The sequence below is a fragment of the Roseburia sp. OM03-7AC genome (genome assembly GCF_003462625.1).
Taxonomy (GTDB): domain Bacteria; phylum Bacillota; class Clostridia; order Lachnospirales; family Lachnospiraceae; genus Roseburia_C; species Roseburia_C amylophila.
In genome coordinates this window covers 811417-826030 of sequence record NZ_QTZJ01000001.1, presented here as the reverse complement: position 1 = coordinate 826030, position 14614 = coordinate 811417, and the positions used below count along the sequence as shown (strand labels likewise).

Sequence of the window (14614 nt, the reverse complement as noted above, 5' to 3'; positions counted from 1 at the left end):
ACTGTACAATATAATAAGAGTACAGAAAACTGTACATTGCTTTATGGAGGTGGTCTTATGCTAGCGGTTAATTATACAAATTTACGAGATAATATGAAAACATATATGGATAAAGTTACAGATGATTACGAAACAATGATTGTAACACGAAAGGACAATAAAAATGTTGTAATGCTATCAGAGGAAGCCTATAACAATTTAATGGAAAATGTCTATGTAATGGGTAATAAAGCAAATTATGACTGGTTAATGGAATCAAAAGAACAGCTTGAGAAGGGCAATTATTCTGTTCGGAATCTTGCGGAGGTATCTGTGGATGAATAAAGTTTTCACCGATAACGGATGGAAAGATTATGTATATTGGCAGACAGAAGACCGTAAGACATTAAAGAAAATAAATAGTCTGATAGAGGATATATGCAGAAATGGAAATGAAGGTATCGGGAAGCCAGAACCATTAACAGGAAATTTGACTGGATTTTGGAGTAGAAGAATAAATGATAAAGACAGGCTTATATATAAGATAGATGATGAAAACGTATATATTTTAGCTTGCAGATATCATTATAGTGATATGTAAAACAAATCAATAGATGGAAACTCTGAACTTTAAATTTTGATGGTTTCAAAATAATAAGACTTATGATATAATAATAAGCTGTATTAAGCTCCTTTTGCCAACATGGCAGAAAAGAGTTTGATACAGCTTAAAAATTTGCATGATAAATTATGTAGTAAAATAACATAGAAAGGCGAAAAACCTGATAACTTAAGGATTTTCGAACAGGTAAAAGATAAAATGAAATTAGGAATCGTAGGTTTACCAAACGTAGGAAAAAGTACATTATTTAATTCACTGACCAAAGCAGGCGCAGAATCAGCCAATTATCCGTTTTGTACCATTGACCCGAATGTGGGAATCGTAACCGTACCGGATAACCGTCTGAAGGTGTTAGGCGAGATGTATCATTCCAAGAAAGTAACACCGGCAGTCATTGAATTTGTAGATATTGCAGGACTTGTAAAAGGAGCCAGCAAAGGAGAGGGACTTGGAAACCAGTTCCTTGCCAATATTCGTGAAGTAGATGCCATCGTTCATGTTGTACGTTGTTTTGAAGATACCAACGTAGTCCATGTAGACGGAAGCATTGACCCGGTTCGTGATATTGAGACCATTAATTTAGAGCTTATCTTTTCTGATATTGAAATCCTGGAAAGAAGAATTGCAAAAGTTACCAAGCAGGCAAGAATGGACAAGACACTTGCAAAAGAAGAGGCACTTTTGAAATCCTTAAAGGCACATCTGGAAGAAGGAAAGATGGCAAAGACTTATCCGTTGAGTGATGATGAGGACGAGCAGGCATGGTTTGCATCTTATAATTTATTAACTGCAAAACCGGTTATCTATGCAGCGAATGTAAGTGAGGATGACCTTGCAGATGATGGTGCAGACAATCCACATGTTGCAAGAGTAAGAGAACAGGCAGCCGCAGAAAACAGTGAAGTATTTGTTATCTGCGCACAGATTGAACAGGAAATTGCGGAATTAGATGATGATGAAAAAGCAATGTTCTTAGAGGACCTTGGATTAAAAGAATCCGGTCTTGAGAAACTGATTGCAGCAAGCTATAAATTGTTAGGACTTATCAGCTACCTTACATCAGGAGAAGATGAGACAAGAGCATGGACTATTACCAAGGGAACCAAGGCACCGCAGGCGGCAGGAAAGATTCATACCGACTTCGAACGTGGATTTATACGTGCAGAGGTGGTATCCTATGACCATCTGATTGAGTGTGGAAGCATGACAGCAGCAAAAGAAAAGGGACTGGTAAGACTGGAAGGAAAAGATTACGTTGTTCAGGATGGCGATATTATTTTATTCCGTTTCAACGTATAAGGAACCTTTTGAAAAATCCGGCATAGTATAAATAGAAGAAAAGGCACAGTGGGGCAGGCACATGATACGCTATTGTGAATTGTGTGAAAAGCAGGTGATTAATATTGCAGACTGTTGCTGCCTGGGAAATGTGGTGGATTTGGAACTGGATGAGTGCAATGGAAGAATCTGTGCACTGGTTGTAGCTGCGCCGGGAAAATTTTTCTGTATTTTTTGTCCGGCATGCGAATATATTATTCCATGGAAACGTGTTGTGCGGATTGGACCGGATATTATTCTGGTAGATGTCTGTGTAGAAGATGTGAAAAGTTAGTTGACATAAGAATACGAGAAAGTTATACTAAAAATAGTACGACCAATATTTGTAAAAGCTGATATCAACAGTTCTTTATGAACGTTTGGTGATGGAAAAACGGTATTATTTATGCAAAATTCACAAAGCGTGTTTTGCATAGCTTTTAGAATAGGAGAAAAAAGATGAAGTGCCCATTTTGCAGCAGTGAAAATACCAGAGTAATTGATTCGAGACCGGCAGATGACAATAACTCCATTCGCCGGAGAAGATTATGCGATGATTGTGGAAAACGTTTCACAACTTATGAAAAAGTTGAGACAATTCCATTGATTGTAATAAAAAAAGATAACTGCAGAGAGCAGTATGACCGTTCCAAGATTGAAGCAGGTGTACTTCGTGCCTGCCATAAGAGACCGGTATCCGTGGAGCAGATAACCAGACTGGTTGATGAAGTGGAGACAGAGATTTTTAATCGGGAAGAAAAGGAAATCCCAAGTACCGTAATTGGTGAGATTCTGATGGATAAGATTAAAGATTTAGATGCAGTGGCGTATGTTCGTTTTGCATCTGTATATCGTGAATTTAAGGATGTAAATACCTTTATGAATGAGTTAAAGAAAATGCTGGATAAATAAAAGAAAATCTTTTAGGAGAAAAGGGTTGATTTTTGTTGAATTTATCCGATAAAATTAGTAGCAGATAATTATGATGTGAGGAACGTGATCGTTATGAATATTTCAGGAATTCGTCCCAATGCGGGATTTTACGATTACAACAGCATACAGAATATCCGGAATGCAGTAGAAGATACACCGGTTGTTAAGACGGCAGCAGATGCCGGTGCATCTGAACAGCAGCAGAAGGATACCTTAGAGACTCCGGTACGAAGAGAACAGGATTTTGGGGCAGCAGATTATGCGGCACAATATCAGCCGGATCGTACCTATGAGATGAAAGGTTCTGAAAGTGATATACATAGCCTGGATGTTGAAAAGGCATTATCTGATATGCACAAAGATCAGGTACTGCAGCAGTATCAGTTTTTTGTGGGAGAGAACATTGAACAGAGCGGAATCCGGCAGATTACTGCAACGGATACTGCAAAAGTGCGAAATGTAGAAAACTTTAATTTATAAGAGCAATTTTGATTATAAAAAAGTAAGAGACCGTTAGAAGGTAAGATTCCTAAGAATTCTTAAGAATCTTACCTTTTTTACTTGCGGCAGTTATGCTTCTTTTGTATAATTAAATTCAGGCTTGCCTGAAGAACGGGAAGTATGAGAGAAAGAGGATAGGATATGAAGAAAGTGCAGGAAGACTGGAAGGAAGAAATGCTGCAGGTAGGAGTACTTACCAATACACATGGTGTGCGTGGCGAAGTGAAGGTATATCCGACAACAGATGATGTCATGCGTTTTAAAAAGCTGAAGCAGGTATTTTTGGATACTGGAAAAGAACCGATGGAGCTTCAGGTTACACAGGCGCGCTTCTTTAAAAATCTGGTAATATTAAAATTCAAAGAATTTGATAATATAAATGATGTAGAGAAGTATAAGAGCAGAGGGCTATATGTAACAAGGGAAAATGCTGTAAAGCTGGCTCCGAATGAATATTTCGTGGCTGATTTGATTGGCTTAAAGGCAGTCGGAGATGACGGAGAAGATTTAGGTGAAGTAAAGGATGTACTTCAGACCGGTGCAAATGACATTTATGTATTACATAAAGATGGGGAAGATGATATTTTACTTCCGGCAATTAAGGATTGTGTAAAAAATGTCAATATAGAGGAAGGCACCATTATGGTACACCTTTTAAATGGGCTTCGTGATATTAATAAGAAGTAGGTAGCAAAATGAATTTTCATATATTAACATTATTTCCGGATATGGTAGAACGGGGACTGAATACCAGTATCATCGGAAGAGCAGTTGGCAAAGGACTTTTAAATATAGAAACAATTAACATCCGGGATTATACGTTAGACCGTCATAAAAAAGTAGATGATTATCCGTATGGTGGCGGAGCCGGGATGGTAATGCAGGCACAGCCGATTTATGATGCGTGGCAGGCAGTGGCACAGAAGATTGGAAGAAAGCCAAGAACAGTATATCTTACACCTCAGGGCAATACGTTTCAGCAGGAAATGGCAAAGGATTATGCGAAGGAAGAAGACCTGGTATTGCTTTGTGGGCATTATGAGGGCATCGATGAACGTGTGTTAGAAGAAATTGTGACGGATTATGTGTCGATTGGAGATTATGTGCTGACAGGAGGAGAACTTCCGGCAATGGTCATGGTGGATTCGATATCCCGTATGGTGCCTGGCGTATTGGCAAATGATGAATCCGGAACCACAGAATCCTTTGAAGGAAATTTATTGGAATATCCGCAGTATAGCAGACCGGAAGACTGGATGGGAAAGAAAGTTCCAGCTATTTTACTTTCCGGAGACCATGCAAAGGTAGAAGCATGGAGGAGAGAACAATCCATTAAAAGAACCATGGAACGAAGACCGGATTTGCTGGCAGATGCAGATTTGACAGCAAAGGAGAAAGCAATGGTTGAGCATTTGCTGGACAAATCACAGGGTAAATGCTAGAATGTGTCTAGCAGTAATAGGAATGGAAGAGATTCCGCAGGAGGAAGACGGTAGTGAAAAGCTTTTTTGATGTGCTGAAAACGATGTTTTACCGTAAAAATGCGAAGAGTTATGGGACGCCGGACCGGAGCAGAAAAGAGCCGGTGACACAACAGAAGGTACAGATAAGAAATACAGAGACCAGAAAGGCAGCCCCTTCGTTAAAAGAAAACGAACAGCATAACAGGTCAGAGAGGACAAACAGTAAGGTGGATAAAGGAATGGATAAGGAAGATTTCTTATTAAAGCAGATTGATGAATTCCGTGAGAAAGCAAAACAGCTTCAGGCTTTGCTTGTTACAAAAGAAGACAAAGTGCAGGAATTACAGAATATCGTAGATGAAAGAGAAGAAAAAGCAAAAGAACTGCAGCATGTTTTAAATGCACGTAAATCAGAAGCAGATGTTCTTCTTACCGGAGTACACGGTCAGATGGAAGAAATGATTAACCGTGTAGAAGAAAAATTGAATGCACTGTCTGAAAAGATTGCAGCAGACGTAAGTGATTCCACCGGAAGAACCGCAGAACAAACTGCACAGATGCAGGCATCTTTACAGGAAATTTCCCAGCAGTTAGACAGCATGAAACTGGAACTGGCTGAGAAAATACATACCGAAGATGTAAAGTGCTACCGCAATATGCAGGACTTAATTAAAGAGCTTACCGTTAAGTTAGAGGAAAATGATACTTTAGAGAAGAGCTTGAATACCGTAAAAGGTTATGCAAAATGCTTAACCTGGTTTTCTGTTATCAATTTTGTAGTATTGGTGGCATTTATTCTATATTCTCTTGGAGTATTTAATTTTTAAGCAGTAGTTAAAACGAGGAATTATATGACACAGGGAAAGAGAAAGACATGGGTAATTGGACATAAGAATCCGGACACAGATTCTATTTGTGCGGCGATTGCCTATGCAGATTTAAAAAATCAAACAGAGGACGGTATTTTTATACCGAAAAGAGCAGGACATATGAACGAAGAGACGAAGTATGTCCTAAAATTTTTTGATGTACCGGAACCGGAACTGGTAACAGATGTCGGTGCACAGATTAAGGATATTGAATATCGTAGAACGGAGGGCGTCAGCAGTCACATTTCCATTAAACGGGCATGGGAGCTGATGAAGAATTTAGATGTCGTGTCATTGCCGATTACTGACAATGAGAACAATCTGCAGGGAATGGTTGTTACCAGTGATATTGCAAAATCCTATATGGATGTATTGGACAACCGGATTCTTGCAACTGCCCGGACGCAGTATAAGAATATTGTTGAAACTTTAAATGGAACTCTTGTAACAGGAAATGAGCATGGTTACTTCATAAAAGGTAAGGTTGTTGTTGCGGCTACCACACCGGATATGATGGAGCAGTATATTGAAGATGACGATATGGTTATCTTAGGAGACCGTTATGAATCACAGTTCTGTGCATTGGAAATGAATGCAAGCTGTGTGATTGTCTGTTCCGGAGCGAAGATTACAAAGACCATTGTGCAGCTTGCAGAAGAGAAAGACTGTATGCTTATCAGCACACCATATGACACATTTACCGTGGCGCGTTTGATTAATCAGAGTATGCCGATTAAATATATTATGAAAAAGGAGCATCTGATTACATTCGAATTAGAGGATTATGTGGATGATGTGAAAGAGACTATGTCTAAAGTGCGTCATCGTGATTTTCCGGTACTGGATGAGAATGGAAAATATGTCGGTATGTTTTCCAGACGAAATCTTTTAAATTTACAGAAAAAACAGGTGATCCTTGTTGACCATAATGAAAAATCCCAGGCAGTAGATGGAATCGAAGATGCAGAAATCTTAGAAATTATTGACCATCACCGACTGGGCAGCCTTGAGACGATTGCTCCGGTATTTTTCCGGAACCAGCCATTGGGCTGTACTTCAACGATTATTTATCAGATGTATCAGGAAAAGGGAGCAATCATTGATAAAAAGACAGCCGGAATTCTTTTGGCAGCAATTATTTCAGATACCTTGATGTTCCGTTCACCGACCTGTACACAGATGGACCGGGCAGCAGCAGAAGCACTGGCGAAGATTGCAGAAGTAGATATTGAAGAGCTGGCCAAGAAGATGTTTGAAGCCGGCAGTGATTTTAAGAAAAAGACAACAGAAGAACTGTTTTATCAGGATTTTAAAACCTTCCATACCGATGAATTTGATTTTGGTGTAGCACAGCTTAGTGCCATGAGTGACGTGCAGCTTGGCATGGCGAAGAAGAAGCTGCAGCCATATCTGGAAATTGCATTGGGAGAGCAGAAACTGGATGCCGTATTTGTGATGCTGACGGACATTCTGGATGAGAATTCGGAAGTAATCTATGCCGGAGCACAGGCAGGCAGCCTTTTAAAGGAGTGCTTTGGAGAGCCGGATGAATCAGGCAGCTTTTACTTAAAGGGAGTAGTATCCCGTAAGAAACAGATGATTCCGACATTAATGGCAGGATTGCAGCAAGCGTAAATGCTTACGGCAGGATGACAGCAGGTTTAAATGCCCATATCAGAGACAGAAATAAGATAACAACTTATACAGGAGAATTGAAATGGCGAAAGAAACATGGAAGCCGGGTAATATGTTATATCCGGTTCCAGCAGTGATGGTAAGCTGCCAGAGACCGACAGAAAAACCGAATATTATTACGGTAGCGTGGGCAGGAACGGTATGTACGAATCCGCCAATGCTTTCCATATCTGTCCGTCCGGAACGATATTCCCATGGAATAATCGCGGAAACCGGTGAATTTGTTGTAAATCTTGTGACGAAGGATCTGGTCTGTGCCACGGATTATTGTGGCGTAAAATCCGGCCGTGACGTTGACAAGTTTGATGCCATGCATCTGACACCACTGAACCTTCCGCAGGTATCGGCACCGGGAATTGCAGAAAGTCCGGTAAACATTGCCTGCAAGGTAAGCCAGATATTACATCTTGGAAGCCATGATATGTTTCTGGCAGATGTAGTAGGCGTTACCGTTGATGATTCCTATATGAATGAAAAAGGTAAATTCGAACTGAATCAGAGCGGGCTGGTGACTTATTCCCATGGAGAATATTTTCTGCTGGGTAAGAGGCTTGGAAGTTTTGGTTACAGCGTAAAGAAGCAGAAGCCTTCAAAGAATGGCAGAAAGAAAAAAGCGAAGTAAAAGAGCAAAATAAAAAAGAATAAAATAAAAAGGACAAAATAACTGAAAATATAAGAAATTATAGAAAGCGGAACAGAGAGAAAAATCTTCTCGTTGTTCCGCTTTTTGAATAACATTTATTTTAGATATTTATTTTAAAAGTAAATCCATAAGACAGGCAAATACATCATCTGCCTGATTCTGCCAGTTGGTGCAGATGGCTTCCGCCTGTTCCTTTGTCTGGACAGTTAAAGTAAAATCAAGGCGGGTACGGCCTTTTTCCCGGAGCTGGCATCGCACACCGTATTCCTGTTCCGGTGTTTTGTAATAATCGGATAGATATGCATTTTCTGTTTTAATGGCAAGCTTATTTGCCTGAAAATAAGCAGCAATATCTTCTTCAATAGAAGGGGATATTTTGTCATGGAAAAAATGCAGTGTTTCTTTTCCTGCAGGAGTAATGATATACCGTGTACTGTTGTGGGTGTTTTCCGTACGGACAAGCCCGGAATCCATCAGGTCATGAATGACCTGCTGAATCGTAAAGTAGTCGGTATATTCCCTGTCTAAAAAGAAATCTGAAATCTGCGCATTGGACAATGGAAAATCAATATGTTCAAGCATGTGCAGAATAATTAATTTATATAAAGTAGCTGGTTCAGCCATAAAATCACCTCTTAGTTGCTAAGCGTCCCTGGTAAGTATTCCGCTCTTTTAAGCGGCGGTGAATCTGATTTAAAACAGTCCGTTTTCCGGTGCTCCACATCGGCGCAATCAGTAAATCCTTCGGACCATCGCCGGTAATCCGGTGAATCACCATTTCCGGAGGCAGAAGCTCCAGACAGTCAATAATCATTTCACAGTATTCATCCATGGAAAATACCGGAAAATGTGTCTTTTCATAATAAGCGGCTAAATCGGTGCCGGATAATACATGAAGCAGCTGTAGCTTGATTCCCCAGACCGGGAGATTTGCAATTGCCTGAACGGAAGCAGACATCATTTCTCTGGTTTCGTGGGGCAGTCCTAAAATCAGATGAACAATCACCTTGATAGAAAGGGCGTGAAGGGCGAAGAGACTTTTTTGAAAAGTCTCATAAGTAAAGCCGCTTCGTGTAAACTCTCTGGTGTCATCATGGATTGTCTGTAAACCAAGTTCCACCCAGACGGTTTTCTTTTCATTGATTTCGGCAAGCAGTGAAAGAATCTCAGGCTGCAGACAGTCAGGTCTTGTGGCAATGGAAATAATAACCACATCCGGGTCATTTACTGCCTGCATATAAAGATTCCGCAGGTGTTCCACAGAACCATAAGTATTCGTGAATGCCTGAAAATATGCAATGAATTTGTTGCAGTTTCTTTTTGCTCTCAGAATCCTTTTTTCAGTTTCTAACTGCTCTGTGATAGAAAGTGTGGGAGAGGCGGCAAAATCTCCGGAGCCACCGGCAGAGCAGAAAATACAGCCTCTGGTATCTAAGCGTCCGTCACGGTTGGGACAACTGAGTCCGGCATTTAATGCAATCCGGTATACCTTTTCGTGATAGGTATTTTTTAAATAGTAGTCCAGAGAGTGGTAGCGCTTCTCCCCCCACAGTGTAATCGTGCCGTTTTTCATTAGCGGATGTGTGATTTGACTGCCTGGCTTACCACTTCGGCAACACGCGGGTCAAATGCTTCCGGCATAATAAAGTCTTCATTTAATTCATCATCAGATACTAATCCTGCAATAGCTTTTGCAGCAGCAAGCTTCATTTCTTCTGTAATCTGGGAAGCGTGTCCTTCTAAAGCACCTTTGAAGATTCCCGGGAAAGCGACGACGTTGTTTACCTGATTCGGGAAATCACTTCTTCCGGTTCCTACTACTTTAGCACCTGCAGCTTTGGCAAGATCCGGCATGATTTCCGGAGTAGGATTTGCCATGGCAAAAAGAATCGCATCTTTATTCATGGATGAAACCATTTCCTGAGTCACAATATTCGGTGCGGAAACACCAACGAAGATATCAGCACCCTTTAATGCATCGGCAAGGGTACCGGATTCATTGGAAAGGTTGGTAACTTCGGTCATTTTTTTCTGCATCCAGTTTAAGTCAGGATAATCTTTGCCGATGATTCCCATGCGGTCACACATAATAACATTTTTAAAGCCGTAAGTCAGTAACAGTTTGGTGATGGCAACACCGGCAGAACCGGCACCGTTTACAACAACACGGCATTTCTCTTTTTCTTTTCCAGTTACTTTTAATGCGTTGATAATTCCTGCAAGCACAACGATAGCAGTACCATGCTGGTCGTCATGGAAGACCGGAATATCAAGCATTTCCTTTAAACGCTCTTCAATTTCAAAACAACGTGGAGCGGAAATATCCTCTAAGTTGATGCCGCCGAATCCCGGAGCAATATTTTTAACAGTTTTTATAATTTCTTCGGTATCCTGTGTGTCAAGGCAGATTGGAACAGCGTTGACATTTCCGAATTCTTTAAACAGTACACATTTTCCTTCCATAACCGGCATGGCTGCGTACGGTCCGATGTTTCCAAGACCAAGAACAGCACTTCCGTCTGATACAACGGCAACGGTGTTGGCTTTCATGGTATAAGTATAAGCTTCTTCTTTATTTTCTGCGATGATACGGCAAGGTGCCGCAACACCAGGTGTGTATGCGATAGATAAATCTTCCCGGGTCTTTACCGGTGTCTTGGAGATGGTTTCTAATTTTCCATTCCATTTTTTATGCATTTCAATTGCTTTTTCGTTGGTATCCATAGTTCGTCTCCTTTTCTTAGCCATTGATTACTTCCGTCTAGTATCATATCATTAAAAAATTTTTAAAGCAAGAAAAAGGACTTCCTATTTGAAAGAAACTGTTGTATAATACGAAAAGACGAATCTTACGTTCCAATTATTTTTATTTCAAAAAGAAATCCCAATTATTTAGCAGATAATCAAATAAGCAAGAGGTAAGGAGAATAGAATGAGAGAGAAGTATGAAAGTCTTTCTGCAGCAGTGTTGCGTGAACTGGCAAAAGCAAGGGGAATGAAAGGAATTTCTACCTTAAAGAAAGCTGAGTTAGTAGAAGCGATGCTGGCGGAAGATGAAAAGGAAGCAAAGGTGCAGGAAGCAAAGAAAGAAGCAGAAGGTACAACAGAAACTACGGAGCAGGTAGCAGAAACCAGAACCTATCGCGCAGAACGTCCGCACCGGGAAAATGCAGCGAGGGGACATGAGGGAGAGATGCGTCGAAACACAGTAAGACATACACCGGATGAGCATATTTCGGAAAAAGATGAAACGGAGCGTGTGGCAGAAGAAAACAAGGATTTGGACAGCGGTGTGAAGGCACATGGAATTCTTGAAGTTATGCCGGATGGATTCGGATTTATCCGTTGTGAAAATTATCTGCCGGGAGAGCATGATGTCTATGTTTCTCCGTCCCAGATTCGTAAGTTCAATCTGAAAACCGGAGATATTGTGACCGGAAATACCAGAATTAAGACACAGGCTGAAAAATTCTCTGCATTATTATACATTACTTCTATTAATGACCTGCATCCGTCAGAGGCTGTAAAACGGAAGAATTTTGAAGATTTAACTCCGATTTTTCCAGATGAGAGAATCCGGCTTGAGACAAGCCATAGTGCAATGGCAATGCGAATTGTAGATTTAGTATCTCCGATTGGTAAGGGACAGCGTGGAATGATTGTTTCCCCACCAAAAGCAGGTAAGACTACATTATTAAAAGGTGTGGCACAGGCAGTAAAGCAGAATAACCCGGAGATGCATCTGATTATCTTATTAATTGATGAGCGGCCGGAGGAAGTTACCGATATTAAGGAAGCAATTGAAGGACCAAATGTAGAAGTTATTTATTCTACCTTTGATGAATTGCCGGAGCATCATAAGAGAGTATCCGAGATGGTAATTGAGAGAGCAAAACGTCTGGTAGAGCATAAGAAGGATGTTATGATTCTCTTAGACAGTATTACAAGACTTGCAAGAGCATATAACCTTACAGTTCCGCCAAGTGGAAGAACCTTATCCGGTGGTCTTGATCCGGCAGCCCTCCATATGCCGAAGCGTTTCTTTGGTGCAGCCCGTAATATGCGTGAGGGCGGAAGCCTTACAATCCTTGCAACAGCACTGGTAGATACCGGAAGCAAGATGGATGATGTTGTTTACGAGGAATTTAAGGGAACCGGTAACATGGAACTGGTGCTTGACCGTAAGTTATCTGAGAAACGTGTATTCCCTGCAATTGACATTGTAAAATCCGGTACAAGAAGAGAAGACCTCTTACTGACACAGGAAGAGCAGGAGGCCGTATTTATTATGCGTAAGGCAATCAATGGCATGCGTACCGATGAAGCGGTTGAGAGCATCTTGAATATGTTTGTCCGGACGAAAAACAACCGGGAATATATCCAGACTGTAAAAAAGACAAAATTTGTTTAAAAACACTTGCATAACAGCTTTTCCTATGCTACAATGAATAAGCTGTTTATTCGGAAACTAAACAGTATCGCACTTAAATTAGACAAATGTCGTAATTGCGAAGCAATTCATATATGAGAGGTGAGAGACATGAGAGAAGGAATCCATCCAGATTATTATCAGGCAACAGTTACATGTAACTGTGGTAACACATTCGTAACTGGTTCAACCAAAGAGGATATTCACGTTGAAATTTGTTCCAAATGCCATCCATTCTATACTGGACAGCAGAAAGCTAACCAGGCTCGTGGACGTATTGAGCAGTTCAATAAGAAATACGGCATGAAATAGAAATTGCACAATGTGACTGAAAGATAAGGTTGAGGTTTCTAATCTCAACCTTTTTTTAGAAACAGGAAGAGAGGTCACACATGAAATATTCGGGAATCGGTGGACAGGCAGTTTTAGAAGGCGTAATGATGAAAAATAAGGAAAAGTACGCCGTGGCAGTCCGGAAGCCGGATGGAGAGATTACCGTTGATACCAAAGAGTATTATGGACTGATTAAAAACAAGACATTGCGGAACATTCCAATTTTACGCGGAGTGTTAAGTTTTGTGGAGTCTTTGACACTTGGAATATCAACGCTTACATATTCCGCATCTTTCTTTGAAGAGGATGAGGAAGACACCAAAGCAAAAAAGAAAGAATTATCAAAAGAGGCAGCAGCAAAAAAAGAAAAGGCAGAAATGGGTATTACTGTTGCATTTTCCTTTGTACTTGCCATTGGAATCTTTATGATTCTGCCATATTATCTTTCTTTGATTTTTCAGAAATTTATTACATCCCATGTGGCACTGGCGCTGATTGAAGGTATCATCCGAATGATGATTTTTTTGGCATATATTGCTTCAATTTCCTTAATGAAGGATATCCAGCGTGTATTCATGTATCACGGAGCAGAGCACAAATGCATTAACTGCATTGAACATGGAATGGAGCTGAATGTAGAAAACGTGAGAAAGAGTTCCAGACTGCATAAGCGGTGTGGTACAAGTTTTCTCCTGTTTGTAATGATTATCAGTATTATTTTCTTTGCATTTATTGATGTAAAGAGCCGGATTTTGAAGGTAGTGCTTCGTTTGCTGCTGATACCGGTGATTGCTGGTGTGTCATATGAATTTATCCGGCTTGCCGGAAAAAGTAATAATCCGGTAGTGAATTTCTTAAGTAAACCTGGATTGTGGCTGCAGAGGCTTACAACAAGAGAACCGGATGATTCTATGATTGAGGTTGGTATTGCTTCCGTGGAAGCAGTATTTGACTGGAAAAAATATTTGAGCGAAATGTAAAAGAAAAGGGCGTAATATATGACTTATAGAGAGGCAGTGGAATTTGGTACAAAGTGTCTTACAGATGCAGGAGTGCCGGATGCCGCACTGGATGCATGGTATCTTTTACAGATGGTATGCAGGATTGAACGCAGTTACTACTACGTTCACGGGGAAGAAGATATTACACAGGATGCTCAGAAAGAATATGAGATTGCAGTACAGAAACGAGCTGAACATATTCCGTTACAATATATTATTGGAGAACAGGAATTTATGGGGCTTCGATTCAAAGTAAATTCCAATGTTCTGATACCGCGGCAGGATACCGAGACTTTAGTAGAGCAGGTATTGAAGATTGTAAAGCCGGGGATGAAAGTATTAGACCTTTGTACAGGGTCTGGTTGTGTATTGATTAGTGTGCTGAAAAATGCATCGGAACTTACCGGTATGGGAAGCGACATTTCCAAAACAGCTTTATTAGTAGCGAAGGAAAACGCAAAGCTGCATGAAGTGGATGCCGAGTGGGTACGGAGTGATTTATTTGATAATATTACCGAGACTTTTGATGTAATCATGGCAAATCCACCATATATCCCGACAGGAGAGATTCTGTCACTGATGCCGGAGGTACGGGATTTTGAGCCGGAAAACGCATTAGATGGCGGAGCGGATGGCCTTGATTTTTATCGGAAGATTGCCGGACAGGTAAAGGATTATTTGAATCCTGGCGGATATGTTTACATGGAAATTGGTTATGACCAGGGAGAAGCAGTCTCTGAGCTGATGCGTAACGCAGGATTTACAGAAGTTGAAGTAATCAAAGACCTTGCACGAAATGATCGTGTGGTAAAAGGGAAAGGAAATTAAA

Annotated in this window: 18 protein-coding genes; 15 read left to right on the top strand and 3 right to left on the bottom strand. The window is 40.6% G+C overall.

The features are described 5' to 3' along the window. The first annotated feature begins 57 nt into the window (after positions 1 to 57). From DXB39_RS04065 to DXB39_RS04015, 11 genes are all read left to right on the top strand, one after another. Positions 58 to 324, top strand: a complete 267-nt coding sequence (locus DXB39_RS04065; RefSeq protein WP_117840895.1) for a type II toxin-antitoxin system Phd/YefM family antitoxin — start codon at positions 58 to 60, stop codon at positions 322 to 324. Then, positions 317 to 580: a Txe/YoeB family addiction module toxin gene (locus DXB39_RS04060; protein ID WP_117840896.1), complete on the top strand. Its 264-nt coding sequence runs from the start codon at positions 317 to 319 to the stop codon at positions 578 to 580. The genes DXB39_RS04065 and DXB39_RS04060 overlap by 8 nt, the downstream gene beginning before the upstream one ends. Positions 581 to 799: 219 nt before the next feature. Further along, positions 800 to 1900 carry a redox-regulated ATPase YchF gene (gene ychF, locus DXB39_RS04055; protein WP_117840897.1) on the top strand — a complete coding sequence of 367 codons (1101 nt, stop codon included), beginning with the start codon at positions 800 to 802 and terminating at the stop codon, positions 1898 to 1900. Positions 1901 to 1961: 61 nt separating this feature from the next. Further along, entirely contained in the window at positions 1962 to 2213 is a 252-nt protein-coding gene (locus DXB39_RS04050) for a YlmC/YmxH family sporulation protein (RefSeq protein ID WP_022243141.1), read from the top strand. 164 nt (positions 2214 to 2377) lie between these two features. After that, positions 2378 to 2830 carry a transcriptional regulator NrdR gene (gene nrdR / locus DXB39_RS04045; protein ID WP_022243140.1) on the top strand — a complete coding sequence of 151 codons (453 nt, stop codon included), beginning with the start codon at positions 2378 to 2380 and terminating at the stop codon, positions 2828 to 2830. Positions 2831 to 2923: 93 nt separating this feature from the next. After that, positions 2924 to 3331, top strand: coding sequence for a hypothetical protein (locus DXB39_RS04040; RefSeq protein WP_117840898.1), 408 nt, complete (start codon positions 2924 to 2926; stop codon positions 3329 to 3331). A 162-nt stretch (positions 3332 to 3493) separates the two neighbouring features. After that, complete coding sequence (gene rimM / locus DXB39_RS04035; RefSeq protein ID WP_117699014.1) at positions 3494 to 4039, top strand: ribosome maturation factor RimM; 546 nt, start codon at positions 3494 to 3496, stop codon at positions 4037 to 4039. A gap of 8 nt (positions 4040 to 4047) precedes the next feature. Beyond that, positions 4048 to 4794: a tRNA (guanosine(37)-N1)-methyltransferase TrmD gene (trmD, locus tag DXB39_RS04030; RefSeq protein ID WP_117840899.1), complete on the top strand. Its 747-nt coding sequence runs from the start codon at positions 4048 to 4050 to the stop codon at positions 4792 to 4794. A 53-nt stretch (positions 4795 to 4847) separates the two neighbouring features. Beyond that, entirely contained in the window at positions 4848 to 5642 is a 795-nt protein-coding gene (locus DXB39_RS04025; protein ID WP_022243136.1) for a hypothetical protein, read from the top strand. 24 nt (positions 5643 to 5666) lie between these two features. Further along, a complete protein-coding gene (locus tag DXB39_RS04020; protein WP_117840900.1) occupies positions 5667 to 7319 on the top strand; it encodes a putative manganese-dependent inorganic diphosphatase in 1653 nt (550 codons plus the stop codon). An 82-nt stretch (positions 7320 to 7401) separates the two neighbouring features. Further along, the gene (locus tag DXB39_RS04015; RefSeq protein WP_117840901.1) at positions 7402 to 8001 is read left to right on the top strand and encodes a flavin reductase family protein; all 600 of its coding nucleotides are present in this window, start codon (positions 7402 to 7404) and stop codon (positions 7999 to 8001) included. Between the two features lie 129 nt (positions 8002 to 8130). Here the strand turns inward: DXB39_RS04015 and DXB39_RS04010 are convergent, their stop codons facing one another. Genes DXB39_RS04010 through DXB39_RS04000 form a run of 3 tightly spaced genes read right to left on the bottom strand, consistent with a single transcriptional unit; the run spans position 8131 to position 10746 of the window. Then, complete coding sequence (locus tag DXB39_RS04010) at positions 8131 to 8646, bottom strand: DUF4364 family protein (RefSeq protein ID WP_022243133.1); 516 nt, start codon at positions 8644 to 8646, stop codon at positions 8131 to 8133. A 4-nt stretch (positions 8647 to 8650) separates the two neighbouring features. After that, positions 8651 to 9595: a TIGR01212 family radical SAM protein gene (locus DXB39_RS04005; protein ID WP_117699011.1), complete on the bottom strand. Its 945-nt coding sequence runs from the start codon at positions 9593 to 9595 to the stop codon at positions 8651 to 8653. Continuing rightward, positions 9595 to 10746, bottom strand: coding sequence for an NAD(P)-dependent malic enzyme (locus tag DXB39_RS04000; protein ID WP_117840902.1), 1152 nt, complete (start codon positions 10744 to 10746; stop codon positions 9595 to 9597). The genes DXB39_RS04005 and DXB39_RS04000 overlap by 1 nt, the downstream gene beginning before the upstream one ends. A gap of 208 nt (positions 10747 to 10954) precedes the next feature. Between DXB39_RS04000 and rho the strand changes: the two genes are divergently transcribed. From rho to prmC, 4 genes are all read left to right on the top strand, one after another. Then, a complete protein-coding gene (gene rho / locus DXB39_RS03995; protein WP_117840903.1) occupies positions 10955 to 12433 on the top strand; it encodes a transcription termination factor Rho in 1479 nt (492 codons plus the stop codon). A 129-nt stretch (positions 12434 to 12562) separates the two neighbouring features. Then, a complete protein-coding gene (rpmE, locus tag DXB39_RS03990) occupies positions 12563 to 12763 on the top strand; it encodes a 50S ribosomal protein L31 (RefSeq protein WP_022243129.1) in 201 nt (66 codons plus the stop codon). An 80-nt stretch (positions 12764 to 12843) separates the two neighbouring features. Next, entirely contained in the window at positions 12844 to 13764 is a 921-nt protein-coding gene (locus DXB39_RS03985) for a DUF1385 domain-containing protein (protein WP_117840904.1), read from the top strand. Positions 13765 to 13782: 18 nt separating this feature from the next. Further along, positions 13783 to 14613 carry a peptide chain release factor N(5)-glutamine methyltransferase gene (prmC, locus tag DXB39_RS03980; protein ID WP_117840905.1) on the top strand — a complete coding sequence of 277 codons (831 nt, stop codon included), beginning with the start codon at positions 13783 to 13785 and terminating at the stop codon, positions 14611 to 14613. The last annotated feature ends 1 nt before the right edge of the window (position 14614 follow it).

What these genes read in the sequence shown, in the direction of transcription:
- DXB39_RS04065 (WP_117840895.1), top strand. Translation starts at nt 58, where the DNA reads ATGCTAGCGGTTAATTATACAAATTTACGAGATAATATGAAAACATAT.
- DXB39_RS04060 (WP_117840896.1), top strand. Translation starts at nt 317, where the DNA reads ATGAATAAAGTTTTCACCGATAACGGATGGAAAGATTATGTATATTGG.
- ychF (WP_117840897.1), top strand. Translation starts at nt 800, where the DNA reads ATGAAATTAGGAATCGTAGGTTTACCAAACGTAGGAAAAAGTACATTA.
- DXB39_RS04050 (WP_022243141.1), top strand. Translation starts at nt 1,962, where the DNA reads ATGATACGCTATTGTGAATTGTGTGAAAAGCAGGTGATTAATATTGCA.
- nrdR (WP_022243140.1), top strand. Translation starts at nt 2,378, where the DNA reads ATGAAGTGCCCATTTTGCAGCAGTGAAAATACCAGAGTAATTGATTCG.
- DXB39_RS04040 (WP_117840898.1), top strand. Translation starts at nt 2,924, where the DNA reads ATGAATATTTCAGGAATTCGTCCCAATGCGGGATTTTACGATTACAAC.
- rimM (WP_117699014.1), top strand. Translation starts at nt 3,494, where the DNA reads ATGAAGAAAGTGCAGGAAGACTGGAAGGAAGAAATGCTGCAGGTAGGA.
- trmD (WP_117840899.1), top strand. Translation starts at nt 4,048, where the DNA reads ATGAATTTTCATATATTAACATTATTTCCGGATATGGTAGAACGGGGA.
- DXB39_RS04020 (WP_117840900.1), top strand. Translation starts at nt 5,667, where the DNA reads ATGACACAGGGAAAGAGAAAGACATGGGTAATTGGACATAAGAATCCG.
- DXB39_RS04015 (WP_117840901.1), top strand. Translation starts at nt 7,402, where the DNA reads ATGGCGAAAGAAACATGGAAGCCGGGTAATATGTTATATCCGGTTCCA.
- DXB39_RS04010 (WP_022243133.1), bottom strand. Translation starts at nt 8,646, where the DNA reads ATGGCTGAACCAGCTACTTTATATAAATTAATTATTCTGCACATGCTT.
- DXB39_RS04005 (WP_117699011.1), bottom strand. Translation starts at nt 9,595, where the DNA reads ATGAAAAACGGCACGATTACACTGTGGGGGGAGAAGCGCTACCACTCT.
- DXB39_RS04000 (WP_117840902.1), bottom strand. Translation starts at nt 10,746, where the DNA reads ATGGATACCAACGAAAAAGCAATTGAAATGCATAAAAAATGGAATGGA.
- rho (WP_117840903.1), top strand. Translation starts at nt 10,955, where the DNA reads ATGAGAGAGAAGTATGAAAGTCTTTCTGCAGCAGTGTTGCGTGAACTG.
- rpmE (WP_022243129.1), top strand. Translation starts at nt 12,563, where the DNA reads ATGAGAGAAGGAATCCATCCAGATTATTATCAGGCAACAGTTACATGT.
- DXB39_RS03985 (WP_117840904.1), top strand. Translation starts at nt 12,844, where the DNA reads ATGAAATATTCGGGAATCGGTGGACAGGCAGTTTTAGAAGGCGTAATG.
- prmC (WP_117840905.1), top strand. Translation starts at nt 13,783, where the DNA reads ATGACTTATAGAGAGGCAGTGGAATTTGGTACAAAGTGTCTTACAGAT.